Source organism: Nonomuraea wenchangensis (assembly GCF_900111685.1).
Taxonomy (GTDB): domain Bacteria; phylum Actinomycetota; class Actinomycetes; order Streptosporangiales; family Streptosporangiaceae; genus Nonomuraea; species Nonomuraea wenchangensis.
This window is the reverse complement of sequence record NZ_FOHX01000011.1, coordinates 282,869-306,303: the sequence shown is the minus strand read 5'-3', so window position 1 is coordinate 306,303 and position 23,435 is coordinate 282,869. Positions and strand designations below refer to the sequence as shown.

General features: G+C 68.7%; 21 protein-coding genes and 1 tRNA gene. 9 read left to right on the top strand and 13 right to left on the bottom strand.

Annotation, left to right across the window (positions count from 1 at the left end):
- On the top strand, positions 1–2,998 hold a 2,998-nt coding region (gene rpoB, locus BMW85_RS30805; protein ID WP_091088372.1), incomplete at its 5' end, for a DNA-directed RNA polymerase subunit beta.
- A 6-nt stretch (positions 2,999–3,004) separates the two neighbouring features.
- Here the strand turns inward: rpoB and BMW85_RS30800 are convergent.
- The gene (locus BMW85_RS30800; protein WP_091088370.1) at positions 3,005–3,412 is read right to left on the bottom strand and encodes a winged helix-turn-helix transcriptional regulator; all 408 of its coding nucleotides are present in this window, start codon (positions 3,410–3,412) and stop codon (positions 3,005–3,007) included.
- An 81-nt stretch (positions 3,413–3,493) separates the two neighbouring features.
- On the opposite strand from BMW85_RS30800, the gene BMW85_RS30795 reads away from it, so the two are divergent.
- Complete coding sequence (locus BMW85_RS30795; protein WP_177240958.1) at positions 3,494–4,381, top strand: NAD(P)H-binding protein; 888 nt, start codon at positions 3,494–3,496, stop codon at positions 4,379–4,381.
- Between the two features lie 9 nt (positions 4,382–4,390).
- Here the strand turns inward: BMW85_RS30795 and BMW85_RS30790 are convergent, their stop codons facing one another.
- The 12 genes from BMW85_RS30790 to dnaA form a co-directional block, all read right to left on the bottom strand.
- A complete protein-coding gene (locus tag BMW85_RS30790; protein WP_091088367.1) occupies positions 4,391–5,467 on the bottom strand; it encodes a CU044_5270 family protein in 1,077 nt (358 codons plus the stop codon).
- On the bottom strand, positions 5,464–5,937 hold the full coding sequence (locus BMW85_RS30785) for a SigE family RNA polymerase sigma factor (protein ID WP_281249617.1): 474 nt from the start codon (positions 5,935–5,937) through the stop codon (positions 5,464–5,466). Before BMW85_RS30785 ends, BMW85_RS30790 begins: the two co-directional genes overlap by 4 nt.
- A gap of 132 nt (positions 5,938–6,069) precedes the next feature.
- Positions 6,070–6,441: a WD40 repeat domain-containing protein gene (locus tag BMW85_RS30780; RefSeq protein WP_143082444.1), complete on the bottom strand. Its 372-nt coding sequence runs from the start codon at positions 6,439–6,441 to the stop codon at positions 6,070–6,072.
- A gap of 311 nt (positions 6,442–6,752) precedes the next feature.
- A tRNA-Ile gene (locus BMW85_RS30775) sits at positions 6,753–6,826 on the bottom strand.
- A gap of 151 nt (positions 6,827–6,977) precedes the next feature.
- Entirely contained in the window at positions 6,978–7,715 is a 738-nt protein-coding gene (locus BMW85_RS30770) for a DUF3566 domain-containing protein (protein WP_091088361.1), read from the bottom strand.
- 3 nt (positions 7,716–7,718) lie between these two features.
- Positions 7,719–10,217, bottom strand: coding sequence for a DNA gyrase subunit A (gene gyrA / locus BMW85_RS30765; RefSeq protein ID WP_091088359.1), 2,499 nt, complete (start codon positions 10,215–10,217; stop codon positions 7,719–7,721).
- Between the two features lie 12 nt (positions 10,218–10,229).
- Positions 10,230–12,176 (bottom strand): DNA topoisomerase (ATP-hydrolyzing) subunit B, encoded by a 1,947-nt coding sequence (gyrB, locus tag BMW85_RS30760; RefSeq protein WP_091088357.1) that lies wholly within the window; start codon positions 12,174–12,176, stop codon positions 10,230–10,232.
- A 304-nt stretch (positions 12,177–12,480) separates the two neighbouring features.
- Positions 12,481–12,990, bottom strand: coding sequence for a DciA family protein (locus tag BMW85_RS30755; RefSeq protein ID WP_245775163.1), 510 nt, complete (start codon positions 12,988–12,990; stop codon positions 12,481–12,483).
- Complete coding sequence (gene recF, locus BMW85_RS30750; RefSeq protein ID WP_091088352.1) at positions 12,980–14,224, bottom strand: DNA replication/repair protein RecF; 1,245 nt, start codon at positions 14,222–14,224, stop codon at positions 12,980–12,982. The genes BMW85_RS30755 and recF overlap by 11 nt, the downstream gene beginning before the upstream one ends.
- A gap of 111 nt (positions 14,225–14,335) precedes the next feature.
- The gene (gene gnd, locus BMW85_RS30745) at positions 14,336–15,280 is read right to left on the bottom strand and encodes a phosphogluconate dehydrogenase (NAD(+)-dependent, decarboxylating) (RefSeq protein ID WP_091088350.1); all 945 of its coding nucleotides are present in this window, start codon (positions 15,278–15,280) and stop codon (positions 14,336–14,338) included.
- A gap of 50 nt (positions 15,281–15,330) precedes the next feature.
- On the bottom strand, positions 15,331–16,470 hold the full coding sequence (gene dnaN / locus BMW85_RS30740) for a DNA polymerase III subunit beta (protein ID WP_026215202.1): 1,140 nt from the start codon (positions 16,468–16,470) through the stop codon (positions 15,331–15,333).
- 536 nt (positions 16,471–17,006) lie between these two features.
- Complete coding sequence (dnaA, locus tag BMW85_RS30735; RefSeq protein ID WP_091088348.1) at positions 17,007–18,599, bottom strand: chromosomal replication initiator protein DnaA; 1,593 nt, start codon at positions 18,597–18,599, stop codon at positions 17,007–17,009.
- A 456-nt stretch (positions 18,600–19,055) separates the two neighbouring features.
- Between dnaA and rpmH the strand changes: the two genes are divergently transcribed.
- The 7 genes from rpmH (at position 19,056) to BMW85_RS30700 (ending at position 23,364) form a co-directional block, all read left to right on the top strand.
- Positions 19,056–19,193 carry a 50S ribosomal protein L34 gene (gene rpmH / locus BMW85_RS30730; RefSeq protein ID WP_020547366.1) on the top strand — a complete coding sequence of 46 codons (138 nt, stop codon included), beginning with the start codon at positions 19,056–19,058 and terminating at the stop codon, positions 19,191–19,193.
- A gap of 62 nt (positions 19,194–19,255) precedes the next feature.
- Entirely contained in the window at positions 19,256–19,618 is a 363-nt protein-coding gene (gene rnpA, locus BMW85_RS30725; protein WP_091088344.1) for a ribonuclease P protein component, read from the top strand.
- On the top strand, positions 19,615–19,893 hold the full coding sequence (gene yidD, locus BMW85_RS30720) for a membrane protein insertion efficiency factor YidD (protein ID WP_084685948.1): 279 nt from the start codon (positions 19,615–19,617) through the stop codon (positions 19,891–19,893). The genes rnpA and yidD overlap by 4 nt, the downstream gene beginning before the upstream one ends.
- A gap of 4 nt (positions 19,894–19,897) precedes the next feature.
- The gene (yidC, locus tag BMW85_RS30715) at positions 19,898–20,821 is read left to right on the top strand and encodes a membrane protein insertase YidC (protein ID WP_091088342.1); all 924 of its coding nucleotides are present in this window, start codon (positions 19,898–19,900) and stop codon (positions 20,819–20,821) included.
- A 20-nt stretch (positions 20,822–20,841) separates the two neighbouring features.
- Positions 20,842–21,330, top strand: a complete 489-nt coding sequence (locus BMW85_RS30710; protein WP_091088339.1) for a Jag family protein — start codon at positions 20,842–20,844, stop codon at positions 21,328–21,330.
- Between the two features lie 289 nt (positions 21,331–21,619).
- Entirely contained in the window at positions 21,620–22,291 is a 672-nt protein-coding gene (gene rsmG, locus BMW85_RS30705) for a 16S rRNA (guanine(527)-N(7))-methyltransferase RsmG (protein ID WP_091088337.1), read from the top strand.
- 137 nt (positions 22,292–22,428) lie between these two features.
- Complete coding sequence (locus BMW85_RS30700) at positions 22,429–23,364, top strand: ParA family protein (RefSeq protein ID WP_218155980.1); 936 nt, start codon at positions 22,429–22,431, stop codon at positions 23,362–23,364.
- The last annotated feature ends 71 nt before the right edge of the window (positions 23,365–23,435 follow it).

Below are 23,435 nucleotides of genomic sequence, written 5' to 3'. Positions count from 1 at the left end.
CGTGGTCTCGCAGCTGGTCCGTTCGCCCGGTGTGTATTTCGAGCGCACTGTGGACAAGACCTCCGACAAGGACCTGTACGGGTGCAAGGTGATCCCGTCGCGGGGTGCCTGGCTGGAGTTCGAGATCGACAAGCGTGACAGCGTCGGTGTGCGGATCGACCGTAAGCGCAAGCAGGCCGTGACGGTGCTGCTGAAGGCGCTGGGCTGGACGAACGACCAGATTCTGGAGCGGTTCGGCCAGTACGAGTCGATGCGGGCGACGCTGGAGAAGGATCACACGGCGGGTCAGGACGACGCGCTGCTGGACATCTACCGCAAGCTGCGGCCGGGTGAGCCGCCGACCAAGGAGTCGGCGCAGACGCTGCTGGAGAATCTGTACTTCAACGCCAAGCGGTATGACCTGGCGAAGGTGGGCCGCTACAAGATCAACAAGAAGCTCGGGGTCGATGCGGAGATCACGCAGGGCACCCTGACCGAAGAGGACATCGTCGCCACGATCGAGTACATCGTCCGGCTGCACGCCGGCGAGGAGTCGATGCCGGGCGCGGGCGGTGAGGTGATCGTCGAGGTCGACGACATCGACCACCTCGGCAACCGGCGGGTCCGGAACGTGGGGGAGCTGATCCAGAACCAGGTGCGCCTGGGTCTGGCCCGCATGGAGCGGGTCGTGCGGGAGCGGATGACCACCCAGGACGTCGAGGCGATCACGCCGCAGACCCTGATCAACATCCGGCCGGTCGTGGCGTCGATGAAGGAGTTCTTCGGCACCTCGCAGCTGTCGCAGTTCATGGACCAGACCAATCCCCTGACCGGGCTGACGCATCGCCGGCGCCTGTCCGCCATCGGACCGGGCGGCCTGTCCAAGGAGCGGGCGGGCGTGGAGATGCGTGACGTGCACCCGTCCCACTACGGCCGGATGTGCCCGATCGAGACCCCCGAGGGCCCGAGCATCGGCCTCATCGGCTATCTCGCCTGTTTCGCCCGGCTCAACGCCTTCGGCTTCATCGAGACGCCCTACCGCAAGGTCGTCGACGGCCGGGTCACCGAGCAGATCGACTACCTGACCGCCGACGAGGAGGACAGGTACGTCATCGCCCAGGCGAACTCCCCTCTCTCGGCGGACGGCGGCTTCGCCGAGCCCCGGGTGATGGTCCGCACGAAGGGCGGCGAGGCCGAGTACGTCCGCGGCCACGACGTGCACTACATGGACGTCTCGCCGCGCCAGATGGTGTCGGTGGCGACGGCGATGATCCCGTTCCTGGAGCACGACGACGCCAACCGCGCGCTCATGGGCGCGAACATGATGCGCCAGTCCGTCCCGCTGCTGCGGAGCGAGGCGCCGTTCGTCGGCACCGGCATGGAGTACCGCGCCGCCACGGACACGGGTGACCTGGTGCTCGCCGCTAAGGCCGGGGTGGTCGAGGAGGTCTGCGCCGACTACGTCACGGTCAGGAACGACGACGGCACCGGCACGACGTACCGGCTGGCGACGTTCAGGCACTCGAACCAGGGCACGAGCATCAACCAGAAGCCGATCGTCGCCGAGGGGGAGCGGGTGGAGGCCCGCCAGGTCATCGCGGACGGCCCCTCCACGGACGGCGGTGAGCTGGCGCTGGGCAAGAACCTCCTGGTGGCGTTCATGCCGTGGGAGGGCTACAACTACGAGGACGCCATCGTGCTGTCCCAGCGCCTGGTGCAGGACGACGTGCTGTCGTCGATCCACATCGAGGAGCACGAGGTCGATGCCCGCGACACCAAGCTGGGCCCCGAGGAGATCACCCGGGACATCCCCAATGTCTCCGAGGAGGTGCTGGCCGACCTCGACGACCGTGGCATCGTCCGCATCGGCGCGGACGTGAGGACCGGCGACATCCTGGTCGGCAAGGTCACCCCGAAGGGCGAGACCGAGCTGACCCCGGAGGAGCGGCTGCTGCGCGCGATCTTCGGCGAGAAGGCTCGCGAGGTGCGCGACACCTCGCTGAAGGTGCCGCACGGCGAGTCCGGCAAGGTCATCGGCGTCCGGGTGTTCTCCCGCGAGGAGGGCGACGAGCTTCCTCCGGGCGTCAACGAGCTGGTCCGCGTCTACGTCGCGCAGAAGCGCAAGATCACCGACGGTGACAAGCTGGCCGGCCGGCACGGCAACAAGGGCGTCATCTCCAAGATCCTGCCGGTCGAGGACATGCCGTTCCTGGAGGACGGCACCCCGGTCGACATCATCCTCAACCCGCTGGCCGTCCCCGGCCGCATGAACGTCGGGCAGGTGCTGGAGACGCATCTGGGCTGGATCGCCGCCCAGGGATGGGACATCTCCGGCGTCGAGGAGGCGTGGGCCGAGCACCTGCGCGACAAGGGCTTCGGCCAGGTCGAGCCACGCACCAACGTCGCCACCCCGGTCTTCGACGGCGCCCACGAGGAGCAGATCCTCGGCCTCCTCGACAACACCGTGCCCAACCGCGACGGCGAACGCCTGGTGGGACGGAGCGGCAAGGCCATGCTCTTCGACGGCCGCAGCGGCGAGCCGTTCCCCTATCCCATCGCCGTCGGTTACATGTACATACTCAAGCTGAACCACCTGGTCGACGACAAGATCCACGCTCGCTCGACCGGCCCGTACTCCATGATCACCCAGCAGCCGCTCGGCGGTAAGGCCCAGTTCGGCGGCCAGCGCTTCGGTGAGATGGAGGTGTGGGCGCTGGAGGCGTACGGCGCCGCCCACGCCCTCCAGGAGCAGCTCACCATCAAGTCGGACGACGTGGTCGGCCGGGTGAAGGTCTACGAGGCCATCGTCAAGGGCGAGAACGTCCCCGAGCCCGGCATCCCGGAGTCCTTCAAGGTCCTCATCAAGGAGATGCAGTCGCTGTGCCTCAACGTCGAGGTGCTCTCCAGCGACGGCATGTCCATCGAGATGCGCGACACCGACGAGGACGTCTTCCGCGCAGCGGAGGAGCTCGGCATCGACCTGTCCCGGCGCGAGCCGAGCAGCGTGGAGGAGGTCTGAGCCGCGCTACGGGTGCTGCTGGTCCCAGCGGGTACGGGCGGCGGCGACGGCGTCCTTGTGCTCGCGGGACCAGTCGGCGAGGGCGGACACCATGCCCGCCAGGCTCCTGCCCATGGCCGTGAGCCGGTAGTCGGTCTGCGGCGGGACGGTCGGATAGAGCGTACGTTCGACCAGCCCGTCGCGGCACAGCCGTTTCGTGGTCAGCGTGAGCATCCGCTGCGAGATGCCGGGGATCGCGCGTTCCAGCTCACGGAAACGGCGCGTCCCCTTGGTCAGCTCGACCAGCACCAGCACGGTCCATCGATCCCCGAGCCGGTCGAGCACGTCGCGGATCCCGCAGTCGTCATCACCACACGGCCCGGCGGGGGATGAGCCGCTGACCTGCGGGATTACCGCGGTGTTCGTCACTGACACGAAAGTGCCTCCTTACGCTGCCGCGGCCGGGCGCGGATGATCGGTCACGTTCTGATCCAGATCAACATCGGGGAGCACCGAATGATTCTCGTGACCGGCATCTCCGGCGGGCTCGGCGGCCTGATCCACCGCGGCCTGTCCGCCCTGGACGGCCTTGAGGTGGCGGGCGGCACCCGCTCGGGCGACGGCGTGACCGCCCGCCGGATCGACTTCGACGACCCGGCCTCGCTCGCCGCCGGCTTCCACGGCGTGGACGTCCTCGTGTTCGTCTCGGCCGGGTACGCCGAGGACGACGTGGTGCTCGCCCGCCACGGCGCCGTGGTGGACGCGGCCGAGGCCGCGGGCGTCCGGCATGTCGTCTACACCAGCCTGGCGCGCTCCGGCGAGCCGCTGACCATCGCGCCGCCGCACCGCTGGACCGAGGCGCGCCTCGCCGCCGCCTCGTTCGAGGTGACGATCCTGCGCAACGGCCTGTACGCCGAGATCCCGGCCGGGCTCGCCGTGCTGGGCGCCGCCACGGCCGCCGAGTCCGGCGTGTTCACCGCCGCGCTCGGCACCGGGCGGATGACGGCGGTGGCGCGGGAGGACCTGGCCGACGTCGCCGTCCGGGTGGCGGCGGAGATCCGGCACGACCTCGCCGCAGGCCGCCGCAGCCGGCACGCGGGCCGGACGTACGAGCTGGAGGGCGTCGAGGCGGTCGGCGGCGGCGACCTCGCCGAGGCGCTGACCGGCGTGCTGGACCGGCCGGTCCGCTACCGGCCGATCCCGCTGTCGGCCGCCCGCGAGGCGCTGACCGGCCTCGGTCTGGAGCCCTACCAGGTCACGCACACGCTCTCGACCTTCTCCAACGTCATCGCCGGCAACCTCCAGGCCCGGGGGAGCGACCTGCCCGCCCTCCTGCCCGCCAAGCCCCGTCCCGTACGCGACCAGATCCTCCGGGCCCTCGCGGCAGCCGCCGGCGGTCACTGAACGACCCGCTCACGAGCCGCGACAGGTCTTCCCCGCCTCCTGGACGCACCCGTCGGGCAGCCGGGGCCCCTCGCCGGTCCAGCCTCGCTTCCTGACCACCACCGCGGAGGCCAGGTCACCGACCTCCAGACCGGCGCGTGCGGGCAGTGGCCCGGCCACCAGAGTCATCGTCCCGAGCACGTCGCCGCTGGAGCGATCGATCACCAGACGCGACTCCATCGGATCGCGCTCGGCCTTGCGCACGATCGCCAGACCGCTTCGCCCTTCGGCGTCCTTGGCCTCGTCCACGATCCGCGCCCCCGGCAACGCGGCCATCATGCGCAGGACGGCCGCCCGCACGGCGGGCGGGGTGGGCATCTGCGTGAGCAACCACTCGCCCGTCAGCCACAACAGGTCCTGCTCCGAGGGCTGCTTGACCTGAACGCCGGGGCCGGGCGGATCCAGGCGGCCCTGGCTCCGCAGGGCCCGCAGCAACTCCGCTTCGAGCCGCTGCGGATCCTGCGGCAGCGCCAGGAGCTGCGGACGGGTCAACGACACCGGGCCGAACTCGAAACCCTCCGCGAACCAGTAGTCCGTCCTGCCTCGCCGGTCCTCCACGCCTTTGCAGCCCACCGCGAAACCGCACAGGGCGGGCGCACCCGCCGCACGCCACTTCCGCTCGTCGGCGGTCGTCACGGGCCGGGTCTGGAGCGGCGTGGTCGCCACGGCGGTGCCGCGGGGAGTCGCCCAGTAGACCCTGCGGGTACGCTCCTCGACGTTGTACGTCTGCTTGGACGGCCGTCCCCTCGTCAGGGTCTCCGTCTCGCTGCGCCAGTATTCACGCGGCTGCTCGACCCGCCTCGCCAGCGCGTCCACGACGGCGGTGAACCCTCCAGGAGTCACGGGTTGCCGCGACCAGGAGGGAAAGATCGCGACCGCGCCGAGCACCACGGCGACGGAGGCGGCCGCCAGCACCGGCAGCCCAGGAAAGGTTCTGCGCGGCCTGGCCACGACAGGAGCCGCGACGCCTTTCAGGCTCTCCGGGGACACCAGTTCCGCGCCGACGGTGAACGCGTCGCGGAGCCGGTCCTCGACGTTCCGGGTCATCGCTCCTCCTGCAGTTTCGCGGCGAGCACCTTCAGCGCCCGGGATGCCGTCGATTTGACCGTTCCGCGGCTGACCCCCATCGCCTGGGCGATCTCCGCCTCCGACAGGTCCAGGTAGAACCGCAGCACCAGCACCTCACGCTGGCGTCGCGGCAGAGCCCGTACGGCCAGGAACACCTCTCGCCGGGTCTCACCCAGCAGCGCCGCCGCCTCCGCCGACCAGAAGGGAACCTCACGGTGAGCGCGGAACCGCCCGACGATCGTCCTGCGCCGCAGCACCATCCGGCACCCGTTGACCACGGCCGTACGCAGGTACGGCAGCAACTGCCCCCGGTCGGCCAGCCGGTTCCACCTGCGGTACACCTCGGCGAACGCGTCCTGGGCCACGTCCTCGGCCGTCTCCTGGTCACCGACCAGCAGGAACGCCAGGCGCACCATCGCGAGACGGTGGGCGAGGAACAACTCGGTCACGACCGTGTCGGCCGAGGACTCGACACCCCCCGAACGGGGTGGAGGATGGACTGTCTCGGATCTCATGCCATCTACATGCACAAGTCCCTTGGAAGGTTGCGTCACACCGGTGATCGAGCGCGCACGACCTGCTCACGCAGCTCGTCGCAGGCTCCAGATCCGGATGGTCTTGTCCATGCCGCCGGACACGACGACAAAGGTTCCGTCGCTGCGTCGCCCGGTCGCCAGGGCGGAGATCGGACGGGTGTGCCCGCCCAGGGGCTCGCCGACGCGTTCCCCTGTGTCGAGGTCCCACATCAGCAGGTTGCCGTCGTCATCCCCTGAGACGATGACGGGGGAGCCGTCACCCCGCCGCCCGACCACCACCTCGACGCCGCCGCGGCTCGGGACTTCGATGGACGCGCCGATCGGCTTGCCGGTGTCCAGGTTCCAGATCCGGATCCAACTCGGTGGCGTGCCACCGTCCTCGTCGGGACCGGGCGGAATGTCCCCGGAGACGGCCACCGGAGTGCCGTCGCTGCACCTGCCCACGGCCACCGCCTTGACCCCGCCCGTGTGACCTTTCAGCGGCTTGCCGAGGGGTTCAGCCGCCGCGACCCGCTGCTCGGAGACGAGGCGGAAGTCGGAGGCCGCCCTTCCCGCCGGCGGACCAACGGCCCGATGACCAGCAGCGCTCCCGTTGCGATGGCCAGCGCTCTCACCGTCACCAGCACCGTCCGGCCACCCATGTCCACTCCATCACCCGGAAGCCACCGCGAACACAAAAGGCCGCCCTCCGAAACTCGGATAGCGGCCTTTTCGCTGGTCGAACTGGGTGGGGCTACCAGGACTTGAACCTGGGACCTCTTCCTTATCAGGGAAGCGCTCTAACCGACTGAGCTATAGCCCCGCTGCACATGGAACCGTATCGCATCCCTGGTGTGGAGGCGAACCGGTTGTGCGGACGAGGAAAAGCTTACCGCGTCCGGAGAGCTGCTCGCGCCGTCCCCGGCCCCCGGCGGGCCCGGGAGGGACGGCGCGAGCGGCCTTCCGTGTACGCGCTATTCGGCCTCGCTGAAGGTCACCTCGACGCCTCCGACGAGGTCGGAGGAGATGTTGTAGATGACCGCGCCCAGCGTGGAGAGTGCGGTGATCAGCACGACGTTGACGGCGCCGATCAGGGCCGTGTAGCCGAGGATGCGCACCGGCTCGAACCACGAGGCGATGTCGATCGGGATCGAGCTCTGGCCCTGCTCACCCTGGCCGAGCTGGTTGACCAGGTCCACGATGCTGTCGAACACACCGAGGGCCTGCAGCACGCCGTAGAGCACGGCCACGGCCACGAACAGCACCACGAAGCACACCAGCGACACCACGAAGCTGAACTTCATGGCCGACCACGGTTCGATGCGCCGCAGGACCAGGTGGGCCTTGCGGGGCAGCCGGCCGCCGCCGGAGTTGGCGGAGTTCTTCTTGTTCTTGCCGCTCGGCAGCTCCACCTGCGGCGGAGCCTCGGTGGCCAGCGACGGACGGGCGCGCATGCCGTCGTTGCGCATCCCGTCATTACGCATGCCGTCGTTGCGGTTGCCGTCGTTGCGGTTGCCGTCCACAGGCGCGCCGGGCGCATGGGAGCGCTGTTGCGGCTCGTCCTTGGCCGGGACGGGCTTGCCCTGCGCGGGCGAGGTGGTGTCCTGGCCGTCGTCGACCGGGTTGAAAATCTCGGTTTCTCCGGGCTTTTTGGGCTGTTGTCCGTTACCCGAAGCCGCCTGGGTCCTGGCGGGGCCACCCTGGGCGCTCATGGACTACTCTCCTCCCCCGTCTTCATCACTGTCCACCGAAGTCTCCATGGACTCCGCGTTCCGGGCGAGGGCCACCACGCTGTCGCCTTCAGCGAGATTCATCAATCGAACTCCCATGGTCTGACGGCCGGACTGCTTGATCTCGCCGGCACTCGTCCGGATCACACCACCGGCGGACGTGATCGCGAAGACCTCGTCCTCGGGGTTGACCATGACGGCTCCAACCAGCTTGCCACGGGAACTCACGATCTTTGCCGTCAGCACCCCTCTACCGCCACGGCCCTGAACCGGATACTGCTCCACTGGCGTCCGCTTTGCGTACCCCGCCTTCGTGGCGATAAGCACGTCTTGACCGTCGGCCATGCGATTCATGGCGAGAAGTTCGTCGCCTTCGAGGAACCTCATGCCGATCACGCCGCTGGTCGCCCGCCCCATGGGGCGGAGCGCCTCGTCGGAGGCCGTGAACCTGATGGCCTGCGCCCCCTTGGAGACCAGCAGCAGGTCGTCGTGCTCGGAGACCAGACGGGCTCCGATGACCTCGTCGTCCTCCCGCAGGTTGATCGCGATCAGACCGCCGGACCTGGGGGAGTCGTACTCCGACAGGCGGGTCTTCTTGACCAGGCCGCTGCGGGTGGCCAGGACGAGGTAAGGCGCGACGTGGTAGTCGCGCAGGTCGAGAACCTCCATGACTGTTTCGTCGGGCTGCATGGCCAAAAGGTTCGCGAGATGCATGCCCCTTGCGTCACGCGCGCCCTCGGGCAGCTCGTACGCCTTGACCCGGTAGACCCGACCCTTGTTCGTGAAGAACAGCAGCCAGTGGTGGGTGGTGGTGACGAAGAAGTGGTCGACGATGTCGTCCTGGCGCAGCTGGGCACCGCGTACGCCCTTGCCGCCCCGCTTCTGGGCGCGGTAGGAGTCGGTCTTGGTGCGCTTGGCGTAGCCGCCGCGGGTGATGGTGACGACGATCTCGTCCTCGGCGATGAGGTCCTCGATCGACATGTCGCCGTCGTAGGCGATGATCTCGGTCTGCCGCTCGTCCCCGTAGCGGCCGACGACCTCGGCGAGCTCCTCGTTGATGATCTCGCGCTGGCGGGCCTCGCTGGCGAGGATCGCGTTGTACTCGGCGATCTGCGTCATGAGGGAGTCGTACTCGTCCTGGATGGCCTGGCGCTCCAGGGCGGCGAGCTTGCGCAGCTGCATGTCGAGGATGGCCTGCGCCTGGACCTCGTCGATCTCCAGCAGCGACATGAGGCCCTGCTGGGCGTGCGCGGCGGAGTCCGAGGCCCGGATGAGGGCGATGACGTCGTCGAGCCGCTCCAGGGCCCTCAGCAGGCCGCGCAGGATGTGGGCGCGCTCCTCGGCCTTGCGGAGGAGGTAGCGGGTGCGCCGGACGATGACCTCGATCTGGTGGGCCACGTAGTGCCGGATGAACTGGTCGAGGCGCAGCGTGCGCGGCACGCCGTCGACCAGGGCCAGCATGTTGGCGCCGAAGGTGTCCTGGAGCTGGGTGTGCTTGTAGAGGTTGTTGAGCACGACCTTGGCGACCGCGTCCCGCTTGAGGACGATCACCAGGCGCTGGCCGACCCGCGAGGAGCTCTCGTCGCGTACGTCGGCGATGCCGGTGAGCTTGCCCTCGCGGACCAGCTCGGCGATCTTCAGCGCGAGGTTGTCGGGGTTGACCTGGTAGGGCAGCTCGGTGACGACCAGCGCCTGCCGCCCCTTCTCCTCCTCGACCTCGACCACGGCCCGCATGGTGATGGAGCCGCGGCCGGTGCGGTAGGCGTCCTCGATGCCCCGCCGGCCGACGATGAGCGCCTTGGTGGGGAAGTCGGGGCCCTTGACCAGCCTGATCGACGCTTCGAGCAGCTCGTCGTCGGTGGCCTCGGGGTTCTCCAGCGCCCACTTGACCGCCGAGGCGACCTCGCGCAGGTTGTGCGGCGGGATGTTGGTGGCCATGCCGACCGCGATGCCGCCGGAGCCGTTGACCAGGAGCTGCGGGAAGCGCGACGGGAGGACGTCGGGCTCCTGCGACTTGCCGTCGTAGTTGGGACGGAAGTCGACGGTGTCCTTGTCGATGTCGCGCAGCATCTCCATGGCGATGGGCGCGAGCTTGCACTCGGTGTAGCGCATCGCCGCCGCCGGGTCGTTGCCCGGCGAGCCGAAGTTGCCCTGGCCGTCCACCAGCGGATAGCGCAGCGACCACGACTGGGCGAGGCGGACCAGCGCGTCGTAGATCGAGGTGTCGCCGTGGGGGTGGTAGGTGCCCATCACGTCACCGACGACGCGGGCGCACTTGAAGTAGCCGCGGTCGGGGCGGTAGCCCCCGTCGTACATCGCGTAGAGCACCCGCCGGTGCACGGGTTTGAGTCCGTCGCGCACGTCCGGCAGCGCTCTGGACACGATGACCGACATCGCGTAGTCCATGTAGCTGCGCTGCATCTCGGACTGGATGTCCACAGGTTCGATGCGCTCAGCCGGGGGAGTGGTGTTCACGTCCGTCACAGGTGAATTTCCTTAAACGTCGAGGAAGCGCACGTCACGGGCGTTCCGGATGATGAAGTCGCGCCGCGCCTCCACGTCCTCGCCCATGAGCACGCTGAACAGGTCGTCGGCCTGCGCCGCGTCGTCGAGCGTGACCAGCCGCAGCAACCGGGTCGCCGGGTTCATCGTGGTCTCCCAGAGCTGGCCGGCGTTCATCTCGCCGAGGCCCTTGAAGCGCTGCACGTTGTCGCGGGGCCGGGGGTCGGGCTTGCCGTTGGCGACGCCCTCGGCGATGACCGCGTCCCGCTCGGGGTCGGAGTAGGCGTAGGAGGCGTCCTCGCCCTTCCGGTCCCACTTGATCTTGTACAGCGGCGGGCAGGACAGGTAGACGTGCCCGGCCTCGATCAGCGGCCTCATGAACCTGAACAGCAGCGTCAGCAGCAGCGTGTTGATGTGCTGGCCGTCGACGTCGGCGTCGGCCATCAGGATGACCTTGTGGTAGCGCAGCTTGCCGATGTCGAACTCGTCGTGCACACCGGTGCCGAGCGCGGTGATCAGCGCCTGCACCTCGTTGTTCTTCAGTACCTTGTCGATCCGCGCCTTCTCGACGTTGAGGATCTTGCCGCGGATGGGCAGGATCGCCTGGAAACGCGAGTCGCGGCCGCCCTTGGCCGAGCCGCCGGCCGAGTCGCCCTCGACGATGAACAGCTCGCACTTCTCCGGGTCGTTCCACTGGCAGTCGGCCAGCTTGCCGGGCAGGCCGCTGCCGGACTCCAGGAGCGACTTGCGCCGGGTGAGGTCGCGGGCCTGGCGGGCGGCGAGGCGCGCTCGGGAGGCCTGCAGCGACTTGTTGATGATGTCCTTGGCCTCGCCGGGGTTGCGCTCCAGCCAGTCGCGCAGGTGGTCGTTGCACGCCTTCTGGACGAACGACTTCGCCTCGGTGTTGCCCAGCTTGGTCTTGGTCTGGCCCTCGAACTGCGGGTCGGACAACTTGACCGAGATGATCGCGGTCAGGCCCTCGCGGACGTCCTCGCCCGAGAGGTTGTCGTCCTTGCCTTCCTTGAGGAACTTCTGCTCGCGCGCGTAGCGGTTGACGATGGACGTCAGCGCCGCGCGGAAGCCCTCCTCGTGGGTGCCGCCCTCGGCCGTGTTGATCATGTTGGCGAACGTGTAGACCGACTCCGAGTAGGAGTTGTTCCACTGCATCGCGATCTCGACCGCTATGCCGTCGCCCTCCTCCTCGAAGGCGATGATCGACGCGTGCGCCGGCTCCTTCTTGGCGTTGAGGTGCTTGACGAAGTCGGACAGACCGCCCTCGTAGTGGTAGGTGACGGTGTGCGGCGTCTCACCGTTGACGTGGTCGGGCCGCTCGTCCGTGAACGTGATGATGAGGCCCTTGTTGAGGAACGCCGTCTCCTGGAAGCGCCGCGAGAGCGTCTCGTAGTTCCAGGTGGTGGTCTCGAAGACGTCGGGGTCGGGCCAGAACGTGATCGTGGTGCCGGTCTCGTCGGTGCCCTCGCCCTTGGCCAGCGGCGCGACGGGCTTGGAGTGCTCGAAACGCATGCGCCAGTAGTGGCCGTTCTGCTTGATCTCGACGTCCATGGCGGTCGACAGCGCGTTGACGACGGCCGAGCCGACGCCGTGCAGGCCGCCGGAGACGGCGTAGGCCTGGCTGTCGAACTTGCCGCCGGCGTGCAACGTGGTCAGCACGACCTCGACCGCGGAGCGCTTCTCCACAGGGTGGATGCCCGTAGGTATGCCGCGGCCGTCGTCGACCACCCGGACGCCGTTGTCGGCGAGCAGCGTGATCTCGATGCGCTTCGCGTAACCGGCCAGGGCCTCGTCCACCGCGTTGTCCACGATCTCGTAGACAAGGTGGTGCAGGCCGCGCTCGCCGGTCGAGCCGATATACATACCCGGGCGCTTGCGAACCGCCTCAAGCCCTTCGAGTACGGTGATTGAGCTAGCGTCGTAGGACAACTGCGAAATCCTCCTGCCGCGGACACGCGGCGGGGGAGGCGATCGTGATGCGAAGCTGCCCCTGCCGTGCCCGTCACCGTCGTGAGTGCCCCGATGCGCGGTCACCCAGGGGAGTCGGCTTGCTGCCGGGGTGACACGCAAGCGGACGTGTCCGGAATCCTTTTTCATTCTACCGCTTCCGGAGCCCCGTGGTGGCAATGAACGCGCCTGTGGTCGCCTCTAGCTCGTTTTGCCCCCGGCCCAGCATCCCCCCAGCGGAAAGGGGGCTTATCGCGTCTGCGGCTGTTCTGATCGCCCCCGGAGCTCAACCGTAGGTGTCTCCCGGGCCACGGCTTCCGGTCACCCGCAAACCCCCTGATGGACGCGGTGCGTTCTGCGGCCCTTTGACCTTGACCTTCGTGACCGTGCCTTCGCCGAGCTCCTCGTTGAGCCTGCGCACGAGGGTGCGCGCGAGCAGCCGCACCTGCGTCGCCCAGGCCGTCGAGTCGGCCAGGATCAGCACCTCGCCGTCCTCGAACGAGTCGGGCTTGGTGTGGGCGGCCAGGTCGGGACCCACGATCTCGGGCCAGCGCCCGAACACGCCGCCGACGGCCGCCGAACGCTCCCAGCCACGGTCGGCCAGCAGGTCGGCTATCGCCCGGCCGAAAAGCTGGGGGTCGCCGGCCTCCCGTCGCGGGCCGGCTCCCCGCCGACGGGGCTCGCGGCGGGGGAGCTGGCCGCGCTTGGCGGCGTCGGCCTTGGCCTGGGCGAGCTTCTCCCTGGCCATGGCCGCCCCTCTGGCCGTACGGGCGGTCGGGTTGTCCTCATCTGACACGGGTCACGCTCCCCTCCACCACGTCGAACCGGGCGCCCGCGAGCTCCTTCGGCACGTCGTCGGGCACGGCGGCGGTGATCAGCACCTGCTCGGCGGGCGCCACCATCTCGGCCAGCCGGCGCCGGCGCTGGCTGTCGAGCTCGGCGAAGACGTCGTCGAGGATCAGCACGGGGTCGCCGCCGTCGGCCCGCAGCAGGTCGTAGGCGGCCAGCCGCAGCGCCAGCGCGAACGACCACGACTCCCCGTGGCTGGCGTAGCCCCGGGCGGGCAGGTCGCCCAGGCCGAGGACCAGGTCGTCGCGGTGGGGACCGACGAGCGTGACGCCCCGCTCCAGCTCCGACTGGCGGACCTCCACTAGCCGCTCCCGCAGACGCTCTTCAAGGGTTTTCCCCAAGTCTGTGGATAACGTCTGTGTATCGAAAGATCCCCGCTCACCGGGGAATTCGCCCCCCTGACCCCCCTCGTCGTCATCCCCACCTGTGGACAACGTGCTGCGGTAGGCCAGCGTCGCGGGGGCGCTGGACGGGGCCAGCGCCGCGTAGGCGCCGGCGACCAGGGGACGCAGCGCCTCGATCAGCTCCAGCCGCGCCTTCAGCAGCTCGGCACCATGCCGGGCGAGGTGGGCGTCCCACACCTCCAGGGTGCTCAGGACGTCGCCCGCGCCCGCCGCCGCGAACGCGGTGTCGCTCTCCTGCCTGCGGGCGCCACGGCTGCCCCTGCGGGCCTGCGCGGCCGTGCGCAGCAGGGCGCCGCGCTGCTTCAGCACCCGGTCGTAGTCGGCGCGCACCCCGGCGAACCTCGGCGCCCTGGCCACCAGCAGGTCGTCGAGGAAGCGGCGGCGCTCGGACGGGTCGCCCTTGGACAGCGCGAGGTCCTCGGGGGCGAACAGCACCGTGTGCAGCAGGCCCACGACGTCGCGGGCGCGCGAGACGGGCGCGCGGTTGAGCCGGGCGCGGTTGGCCCGGCCGGGGTTGATCTCCAGCTCGATCAGCGCCCGCCGGTCGTCCCTGTGGACGGCGCAGCGCACGATCGCCCTGGCGGCCCCCTGGCGGACGAGGGGCGCGTCGGTCGCCACGCGGTGGCTGGAGTGCGTCGCGACGTAGCCGAGGGCCTCGACCAGGTTGGTCTTGCCCTGGCCGTTGGGCCCCACGAACGCCGTGACGCCCGGCTCCAGGCCGAGCTCCACGGAGGCGTAGGACCGGAAGTCGGTCAGCGAGAGGTGGGCGACGTGCACCTCAAAGAGGTTAGTCGGCCTCGCCGGTCGCTGGGTTCACCGGCGTGCGGTCTGTGGAGAACTCCCGCCGCCGCGGCTGCCTATGGAGGCGCCGCCCGCGGAGGCGCGCCTTCAGCGGTCGGTCTCCTTGGGCGGGTTGACGTCCGCGCCCGGCGCGTCGGCGCCCTTGGCGGTGCTGCCCTCGGTCGCGTTGATCGCGTGGCCGCCGAACTGGTTGCGCAGCGCGGCCACGACCTTCATCGCGGGGGAGTCGTCCTGGCGCGAGGCGAACCTGGCGTAGAGGGCGGCGGTGATGACCGGCAGCGGCACCGCGTGGTCGACGGCGGCCTGGACGGTCCAGCGGCCCTCGCCGGAGTCCTGGGCGTAGCCGCGGAGCTGGTCGAGGCGCTCGTCGTCGTCGAGGGCCCGGACCAGCAGGTCGAGCAGCCAGGAGCGGATGACGGTGCCGGTGCGCCAGCTGGAGAAGGAGCCTCGTACGTCCTTGACGACGTCGGAGGCCTCCAGCAGCTCCCAGCCCTCGGCGAAGGCCTGCATCATGCCGTACTCGATGCCGTTGTGGACCATCTTCGCGAAATGGCCGGCGCCGACGTCGCCCGCGTGGACGAAGCCGTCCTCGCCCTCGGGCTTGAGCGTCTCGAAGATCGGCATCAGCCGGTCGACGTGCTCCTTGTCGCCGCCGCACATGAGCGCGTAGCCGTTCTCCAGCCCCCACACGCCGCCGCTCACGCCGCAGTCGACGAAGCCGATGCCCTTCTTGGCCAGCTCGGCGGCGTGCTTCTGGTCGTCCACATAGTGGGAGTTGCCGCCGTCGACGACGATGTCGCCCTCGTCGAGGAGCTCGCCCAGATCGTCCACGGTGGACTGGGTGGGCCTGCCCGCCGGCACCATGACCCAGACGACCCGTGGCGCCTCCAGGCGCTCCACGAGGCCCTTCAGGCTCTCGACGTCGCTGATCGAGGGATCGCGGTCGTAGCCGACGACGTCGTGACCTCCGCGGCGCAGGCGCTCGGCCATGTTGCCGCCCATCTTGCCCAGTCCCACCATGCCGATCTGCATGACTTTTTCCCTACCCCCTCGTCAGGATTTCATCATCCCCGATGACAGGATCAGCCTGACAGGCGGATGGGCATGATCAGGTATCGGTAGTCGGTGGTGGCACCGTCCTCCACAGGTTTGCCACCCGTGAGGATAGCGGGCTTCGTGGACGTGGTCATCTGGAGCCTGGCGATGTCGGAGTCGATCGCGCCGAGACCCTCCAGAAGGAACTGGTGGTTGAAGGCGATGTTCATCTCCTCGCCCTCGTAGTCCACAGGCAGGGCCTCGACGGCCTGGGCCTCGTCGCCGCTGCCGGCCTCCAGCACGACCTCGCCGCTGCGGAACGCGAGGCGTACCGGGGTGTTGCGCTCGGCGACGAGTGCCACACGCTTGACCGCCTCGACGAACGGGCCTGTGGACAGGTCGGCGCGCGCGGAGAACTCAGTGGGGAGCAGCGAGCGGTACTTCGGGAACTCGGGGTCGAGCAGGCGCGTGGTGGTGCGGCGGCCGGCGCTGGAGAAGCCGATCATGCCCTCGCCGGTGCCGCCCGCGGAGCTGAGCGCGATCTCGACCTCGGCGCCGGTGCTGCCGAGCGCCTTGGCGGTGTCGGCGAGCGTCTTGCCGGGGATCATCGCGATGGCGGAGAAGTCGGGCTGGCCCGGCTGCCACTTCAGCTCGCGTACGGCGAGCCGGTAGCGGTCGGTGGCCGCGAGGGTCACCGTGTCGCCGTCGATCTCCATGCGGACGCCGGTGAGCATCGGCAGCGTGTCGTCACGACCGGCTGCGACGGCCACCTGGGAGACGGCCGAGGCGAACACGTCGCTGCCGACCCGGCCCGCGGCCGGCGGCATGGCCGGCAGGGACGGGTAGTCCTCCACAGGCATGGTGAGGAGGGTGAACCGCGCGCTGCCGCAGGTGACGACCGCCTTGGCGCCGTCGACCACGAAGTCCACAGGCTGTGCGGGAAGGGCGCGGGTGATCTCGGCGAGCAGCTTGCCCGAGACCAGGACGACGCCGGGCTCGCCGGTGTGCAGCTCCAGCGTCACCTGGGCGGAGACCTCGTAGTCGAAGCCGGAGAGCTTCAGCTGCTGGTCGTCGGTGACCTCCAGGCGCATGCCCGCGAGGACGGGCACCGACGGGCGCGCCGGAAGGCTGCGTGCCGTCCAGGCCACCGCCTCGGCGAGTACGTCTCGCTCGATCCGGAACATCACGGTGATCCGCCTCCTGGGTCTGTCGTTGATTCGAGGATCCACTCTCCCGCACTCGCGCTCCGGGAGAAGCCCAACTATGGGTCTTTGAGTTTCTTAGTAAGAGATAGAAGAGGTCATCACACTAGGGGCTGTGGAAACTGTGGACAACTGGCCTTCGCCCAGGTCAGTGGCCCTGAATTCATCCACCGAGGCTGTGTGTGACGCCTGGGGGTAACTGGGGCCGCCTGGGGACGGCGAATCCTTGCCCACAGGCTGTCCCCAGATCATGGTCGCTTCATCCACGGGAAACCCGGGGTTATCCACGATGTTTCCACAGGTTATCCACGGGGTAGAAGAGGCCCTTCTGGAGCCCCAGATCCGTTGTGCACACGCTGTCCACACGTTATCCACGGGCTGTCCCCAGGTTTCCCCCAGATGTCCCCAGGTTTGTCCCCAGCCCTTGTGGGTGGATTTTTCGGGGCATTGCCGGGCGCCGAGGGGCCGCGAATCGACGTTTCCGCTGCTCCACAGTGTTTTCCACAGGTTGTGCATAACGTTCAGGATCCGCGCTGTGTCTGCTTGATGCGTATTGTCAGCTCGTTGACCTGGTTGTACATCGACTTGCGCTCCGCGATCAGCGAGCGGATCTTCCGCTCGGCGTGCATCACCGTGGTGTGGTCGCGACCGCCGAACTGCTGGCCGATCTTCGGCAGCGACAGCTCGGTCAGCTCCCGGGCGAGATACATGGCGATCTGCCGGGCGTTGACGAGCGCCCGGCTGCGCGAGGTGCCGCACAGGTCGTCGATGCTGATGCCGAAGTAGTTGGCGGTCTCGCTCATGATCGCCGCGATGGTGATCTCGGTGTCGGACTCCGAGGTGATGAGGTCCTTCAGCACCACCTCGGCGAGCTGCAGGTCGACGCCCTGCCGGTTGAGGCTGGCGAACGCGGTGACCCTGATCAGCGCGCCCTCCAGCTCCCGGATGTTGGTGGAGATGCGGCTGGCGATGTACTCCAGCACCTCGGGCGGCGCGGCCAGGCCCTCCTGGATGGCCTTCTTCCTGAGGATGGCGATGCGCGTCTCCAGCTCGGGCGGCTGGACGTCGGTGATCAGGCCCCACTCGAAGCGGTTGCGCAGCCGGTCCTCCAGCGTGATGAGCTGCTTCGGCGCGCGGTCGCTGGAGATGACGATCTGCTTGTTGGCGTTGTGGAGGGTGTTGAAGGTGTGGAAGAACTCCTCCTGCGTCTGCTCCTTGCCCTCCAGGAACTGGATGTCGTCCACGAGCAGGATGTCGATCGCGCGGTAGCGGCCACGGAAGCCGTCGGCCTTGTGGTCGCGGATGCTGTTGATGAAGTCGTTGGTGAACTCCTCGGAGCTCACGTAGCGCACCCGGGCGCCGTCGTAGAGGCTCTGCGCGTAATGCCCGATCGCGTGCAGCAGGTGGGTCTTCCCCAGCCCCGAGTCGCCGTAGATGAACAGCGGGTTGTACGCCTTCGCCGGCGACTCCGCGACGGCCACGGCGGCCGCGTGCGCGAACCGGTTGCTGGCGCCGATGACGAAAGTCTCGAATGTGTACTTCTGGTTGAGCCGGGCGGGTTCGCTGGGTTTGTTGCTCTTTGCTTCCCACCGATTCGGGGTCGGCTCCGGCGATTTCTCCGCGGGCGGGGTGCCGGGCGGCGAGTAAGGCTGCGCCTGTTCAAAAGCGAAGCCCTGCTGTGGATATTCTGTGGACGGACGCTCCGCCTCGGGCTGTGGAGAATAGAACTGCGGAGGCTCTGAAGCCTGCTGGGCCTGCGGTTGGAGATGCTGTGTAAAACGCGGCTGGTTCTCCACACTCTGGGGATAACTCGGAGCCACAGGCTGTTGATGAAGGTCGACGACGGGCTGCTCGGGGGCCGTCGTGTCGATCATCACCGCCAGCCGCATCGTCCGGCCGAGCTCCTGGGACAGCGCGTGCGCGACGAGCGGCCGCAGCTTGCCCTCGATGAGGTCCTTGAGGAAGTCGTTGGGGACGCCGAGCACGATCGTGTCGTTGGCCAGGGCGATCGGGCGCACCATCGACAGCCACGTACGCTGCTGGATCGGCACGTTCTCGTTGAGGAAGTTGCCCAGGGCCCTCGCCCACACCGTGCCGAGGTCGACACTGCTCACAGTGCGGTTCCCCCTCCTCCCTCTCGCGGCCTCCGCGGTCGTTCATCCACATGCCGGCGGTCGCTGACGATCTTCGGACGCCTTTGTCCACAGCCCGGGAGGCGAGCGTCACGCTCAGTTTTTCCACAGGATCTCCACATGTTGTGCACAGTGGCGCCGCCGCGTTACCGCGGCTCCGGAGGGGCCGACAGTAGCTCTGTGCACAGCTGTGTTCAAGGCGTTGTCCACAGCCTAGTGGCACCTGAGTGCACAAACTGTGGACGTGTGCGGCCTGGGGAAAACTCGCCTGTGGATTGGTGGACAACCCGCCCGGTTTGACCTGGGAGGGCATTGGCCCGTAACGTACGACGGTCGGCTTGTCACGCGACGGCTATTTCGCGTGCCCTCGCTTTCCTGGCAGGCCATCCTGTGTGTGTACCGCGCCCGCCGGGCGCACCAATGACCTGGAGCCCACCCGTGAGCAAGCGTACTTTCCAGCCGAACAACCGTCGCCGCGCGAAGACCCACGGCTTCCGGCTGCGGATGCGCACCCGGGCCGGCCGCGCCATCCTGGCCTCCCGCCGCCGCAAGGGCCGCGAGAAGCTGTCGGCCTGACCGTCCCGCGCCTGATAATCGGCCCGCCGGCGAATCTCGCCGGCGGGCGATAGGCATATACGGTGCTGTCCCGGCAATCCCGCATGCGGCGCGGGGAGGATTTCGAGGCGGCCGTGCGGCGAGGCAAGCGCGCGGGTCGCCCCACTTTGGTGGTGCATTTTCGCGTTTCCGGGGAAGAGCCACCCCTGGTGGGTTTCGTGGTGAGCAAGGCCGTCGGCGGCGCTGTCACCCGGAACAAGGTCAAGCGACGGCTCCGACACCTGATGCGGGAGCGTCTTGACCGGCTGCCGGGAGGTAGCCTGCTTGTGGTACGCGCCAATCCACCGGCCGCGTCCGCGCGATTCGAGCACCTGGCCGCCGAGCTCGACGCCGCGCTGGATCGTTTGCTCAGGCGGCGCGATGCCTCGACGGGTGGACAGAGATGACGGAGCAGGTGCACGAGGTGCCGAGCGTCGCGGCTCGGGTGCTGATCGTCCCGATCCGGTTCTATCGGGCGTTCATCAGCCCGCTGCTCGGCCCACGCTGCCGTTTTTATCCGTCGTGCAGTGCCTACGGCCTCGAGGCGATCGCCACGCATGGTGCGTTGCGTGGCATCTGGCTGACTGTCCGGCGCATCGGGCGGTGCCACCCATTCCATCCCGGAGGTATAGACCCGGTGCCCCCACGCCCGGTCCGGTCCCACGAAACGCAAGGGAGATAGCTCGGTGGAGCTGTCCTGGCTCAACTGGCTGTACACAGCCGTCGCCCAAGTCATCACCTGGATCCACAGTGCTTACAGCACGTTCCTCGACCCGAACAGCGGTTTGACGTGGGCGCTCACCATCATCACGCTGACGATCTTCATGAGGATCCTGATCTTCCCGCTGTTCCTCAAGCAGATGCGGTCGTCGCGGAAGATGCAGGAGCTGGCGCCGAAGGTCCAGGAGCTCCGTAAGCGTTACAAGAACGACAAGCAGCGCATGAACCAGGAGGTCATGGCGCTGTACCAGGGAGCCGGGGCCAACCCGCTCGGCGGCTGCCTCCCCGTCGTCGCCCAGTTCCCGATCTTCATCTCGATGTTCACCGTGCTCCGGGCGATCGCGGCGGACGAGGCGAAGTTCGGCATGTCGCAGGAACTCGTCGACAGCGCCAAGCACGCGCTCATCCTGGGCGCCCCGCTGCCCGCGACGTTCTTCGAGGCGCCCACGACGATGCAGAAGGTCGTCATCGGCTTCTTCGTCGCGATCAGCTCGCTGACCACGTTCCTCACCGTCCGGCAGAGCGTGACCCGCTCCATGGCCCAGATGCCGGACAACCCCATGGCGCAGCAGCAGAAGATCCTGATGTACATCTCGCCGCTGTTCGCCTTCTTCAGCCTGAACTTCCCCCTCGGCCTGATCCTCTACTGGGTCACCACCAACCTGTGGACGCTCGGCCAGCAGCACTGGTTCTACAGCCGGCACCCGATGCCGCAGTTCGACGCCAAGGGCAACGCGATCCCCGTGGAGCCGAAGCAGGGCCTGATCGCCAAGATCCGCAAGACGCCTCCGGAGGAGCAGGCCCCTCCGGCCCCGCCGGAGCCTAAGATCATCAGGCAGCAGCCGAGCCGCCAGCCTCGCAGCAAGCGCACCGGCAGCAAGAAGTCGTGACCACGAAGGAGAGGCCGGCCATGACCGAGGCCGAGCAGAAGAATGCTCCTGATCTCGCCGCCCTGGAGCAGGAGGGCGAGATCGCTGCCGACTACGTCGAGGGTCTTCTTGACATCGCCGACATCGACGGCGACATCGACATGGACGTCGAGGGCGACCGCGCGCTCGTCTCCGTCGTCGGACTCAAGGGCAACGAGCTGGTGGGCCCCGGGGGAGAGGTCCTGGAGGCGCTGCAGGAGCTGACCCGCCTGGCCGTGCACCGCCAGACCGGCGAGCGCTCGCGGCTGATGCTCGACGTCGGCGGCTACCGGGAGCGTCGCCGCGCCGAGCTGACCAAGCTCGGCACCGAGGTCGCCAACCAGGTCAAGGACCGCGGCGAGCCCAGGTCGCTGCAGCCGATGACCCCGTTCGAGCGCAAGATCGTCCACGACGCGGTGGCCGCCGCCGGGCTCAGCAGCGAGTCCGAGGGCGAGGAGCCCAACCGCTACGTGGTGGTCCTGCCCGCCTGATCCTCCGCTTCGTCGCGGCCGTCTGCCCCCGCCCCCTGGCGAGCGGCAGGCGGCCGTTCTCTTTTATCCTGGTACGTACCTAGGCCAGCCTCAATGCGGTGATGTCAGCATATATGTCCCCATGCTGCCGGTCCGTCCGCCACGGCGGGCGGCGTGCTCGAAGGTCACCCTGGGGGCGGCCCGCTAGTCTTCCTTTGTGATCGCCCGATTAGCCTGGGACGCGGAAGGTCCCCGGCGGGGACGGTCACGTCCGGCCACGACACCAGCACCGAGAAAGGGCCTCCAACCAGTGAGCGATGAGCTGCCGGCGCCGCCGGACATAGCGCGGGACGTCTTCGCCGGGGAGGCTTGGGATCGCGCCAACGCGTTCGCCGAGCTGCTGGCGGGGCCCGGCGTGGTCCGCGGGCTGCTGGGGCCGCGGGAGGTGCCGCGGATCTGGGACCGCCATCTGCTCAACTGCGCGGTCGTCGCCGAGGCCGTGCCCGCCGACGTCGAACTGGTCGACATCGGCTCCGGCGCCGGGCTGCCGGGAATCGTGCTGGCGATCGTCCGGCCGGATATCCGGGTCACGCTGCTGGAGCCGCTGCTGCGCCGTACCGTGTTCCTGGAGGAATGCGTCGCGACGCTCAAGCTCGGCAACGTCGAGGTGCTGCGCGGCCGGGCGGAGGAGCTGGCCGGCAAGCGCGTTTTCGACGTCGCCAGCGCCCGTGCCGTCGCGCCGCTCGACCGGCTGCTGACGTGGGCGATGCCGCTGCTGCGCGAGGGCGGCGAGCTCATCGCCATGAAGGGGGAGCGGGCGGCCGGCGAGCTGGCCGAGGCCGAAGCCCAATTGCGCGCCAGCGGAGCACGAACGGCCGAGCTTGTGACCGTCGGGCACGGTAAGGTCGAGCCGCCTGCAACATTGGTTCGGGTGGTAGCGGGTCGCGCGCCGGAGCGAGCCGGGCGGCGACGGAGGAGGTGACGGTTGTGCCAGTCGCGTCAAGCGGCCTCGGATGGCCGGACCGTCGTCCGTCCTCGAGTCCCACCGGGGTTGGCTGGCCCGAAATGGGCGTGTCGCGACAGCAAATTCCCGGCACCGGCACACCATCGGTTGAAAGGATGGCCATCGTGACCCAGACCCCCCTGAACCCCGGTGATTCGCCGTTGGTACGAGAGGCGCTCAGCTCAGTGGTTTCACGTGAAACATCCGCAACCCCGACGGCCGTTCAAGCTGGAGACGGGTCCGGCGCGGGCGACGCCGGCTGGCCCCGCCCGGCGAAGACACGGGTGATCGCGGTGGCCAACCAGAAGGGTGGCGTCGGCAAGACCACCACGTCGGTGAACATCGCGGCCGCGCTCTCGATGCACGGCCAGCGGGTGCTCGTGGTGGATCTGGACCCGCAGGGCAACGCCTCCACCGCCCTCGCCACCGAGCACCGTGGCGACGTGCCGGACGTTTACCAGGTGCTGGTGGACGACCTGCCCATGGCGGACATCGTCAAGCAGGTGCCCGAGATGCCCAACCTTTACTGCGCACCCGCCACCATCGACCTCGCCGGGGCCGAGATCGAGCTGGTGTCGCTGGTCGCGCGGGAGGCGCGGCTGCGTCGGGCGCTGGCGGCGTACGACGAGATCGAGCTGGACTACATCATCATCGACTGCCCGCCGTCGCTCGGCCTGCTCACCGTCAACGCGCTGGTGGCGGCGGACGAGGTCATGATCCCCATCCAGTGCGAGTACTACGCGCTGGAGGGCCTCGGCCAGCTCCTCCGGAACGTCGACCTCATCAAGGCCCACCTGAACCCGACGCTGCGGCTGTCCACGATCGTCCTGACGATGTACGACGGGCGGACGCGGCTCGCGTCGCAGGTGGCGGAGGAGGTGCGGTCCCACTTCGGGGAGACGGTGCTGAACACGGTGATCCCGCGGAGCGTGCGGCTGTCGGAGGCACCCAGCTATGGGCAGTCGGTGATGACGTACGATCCGGGATCGAGTGGGGCGATGGCTTACATGGACGCGGCCCGGGAGATCGCCTACCGCGCCACGGTCGCCTGACGCCCCCCTGCCTCTGCCGTCTGCGCCGGTCCCGAGTGGGATCGGCTGGTTGCGTTGGGCCGCCTGGGTCC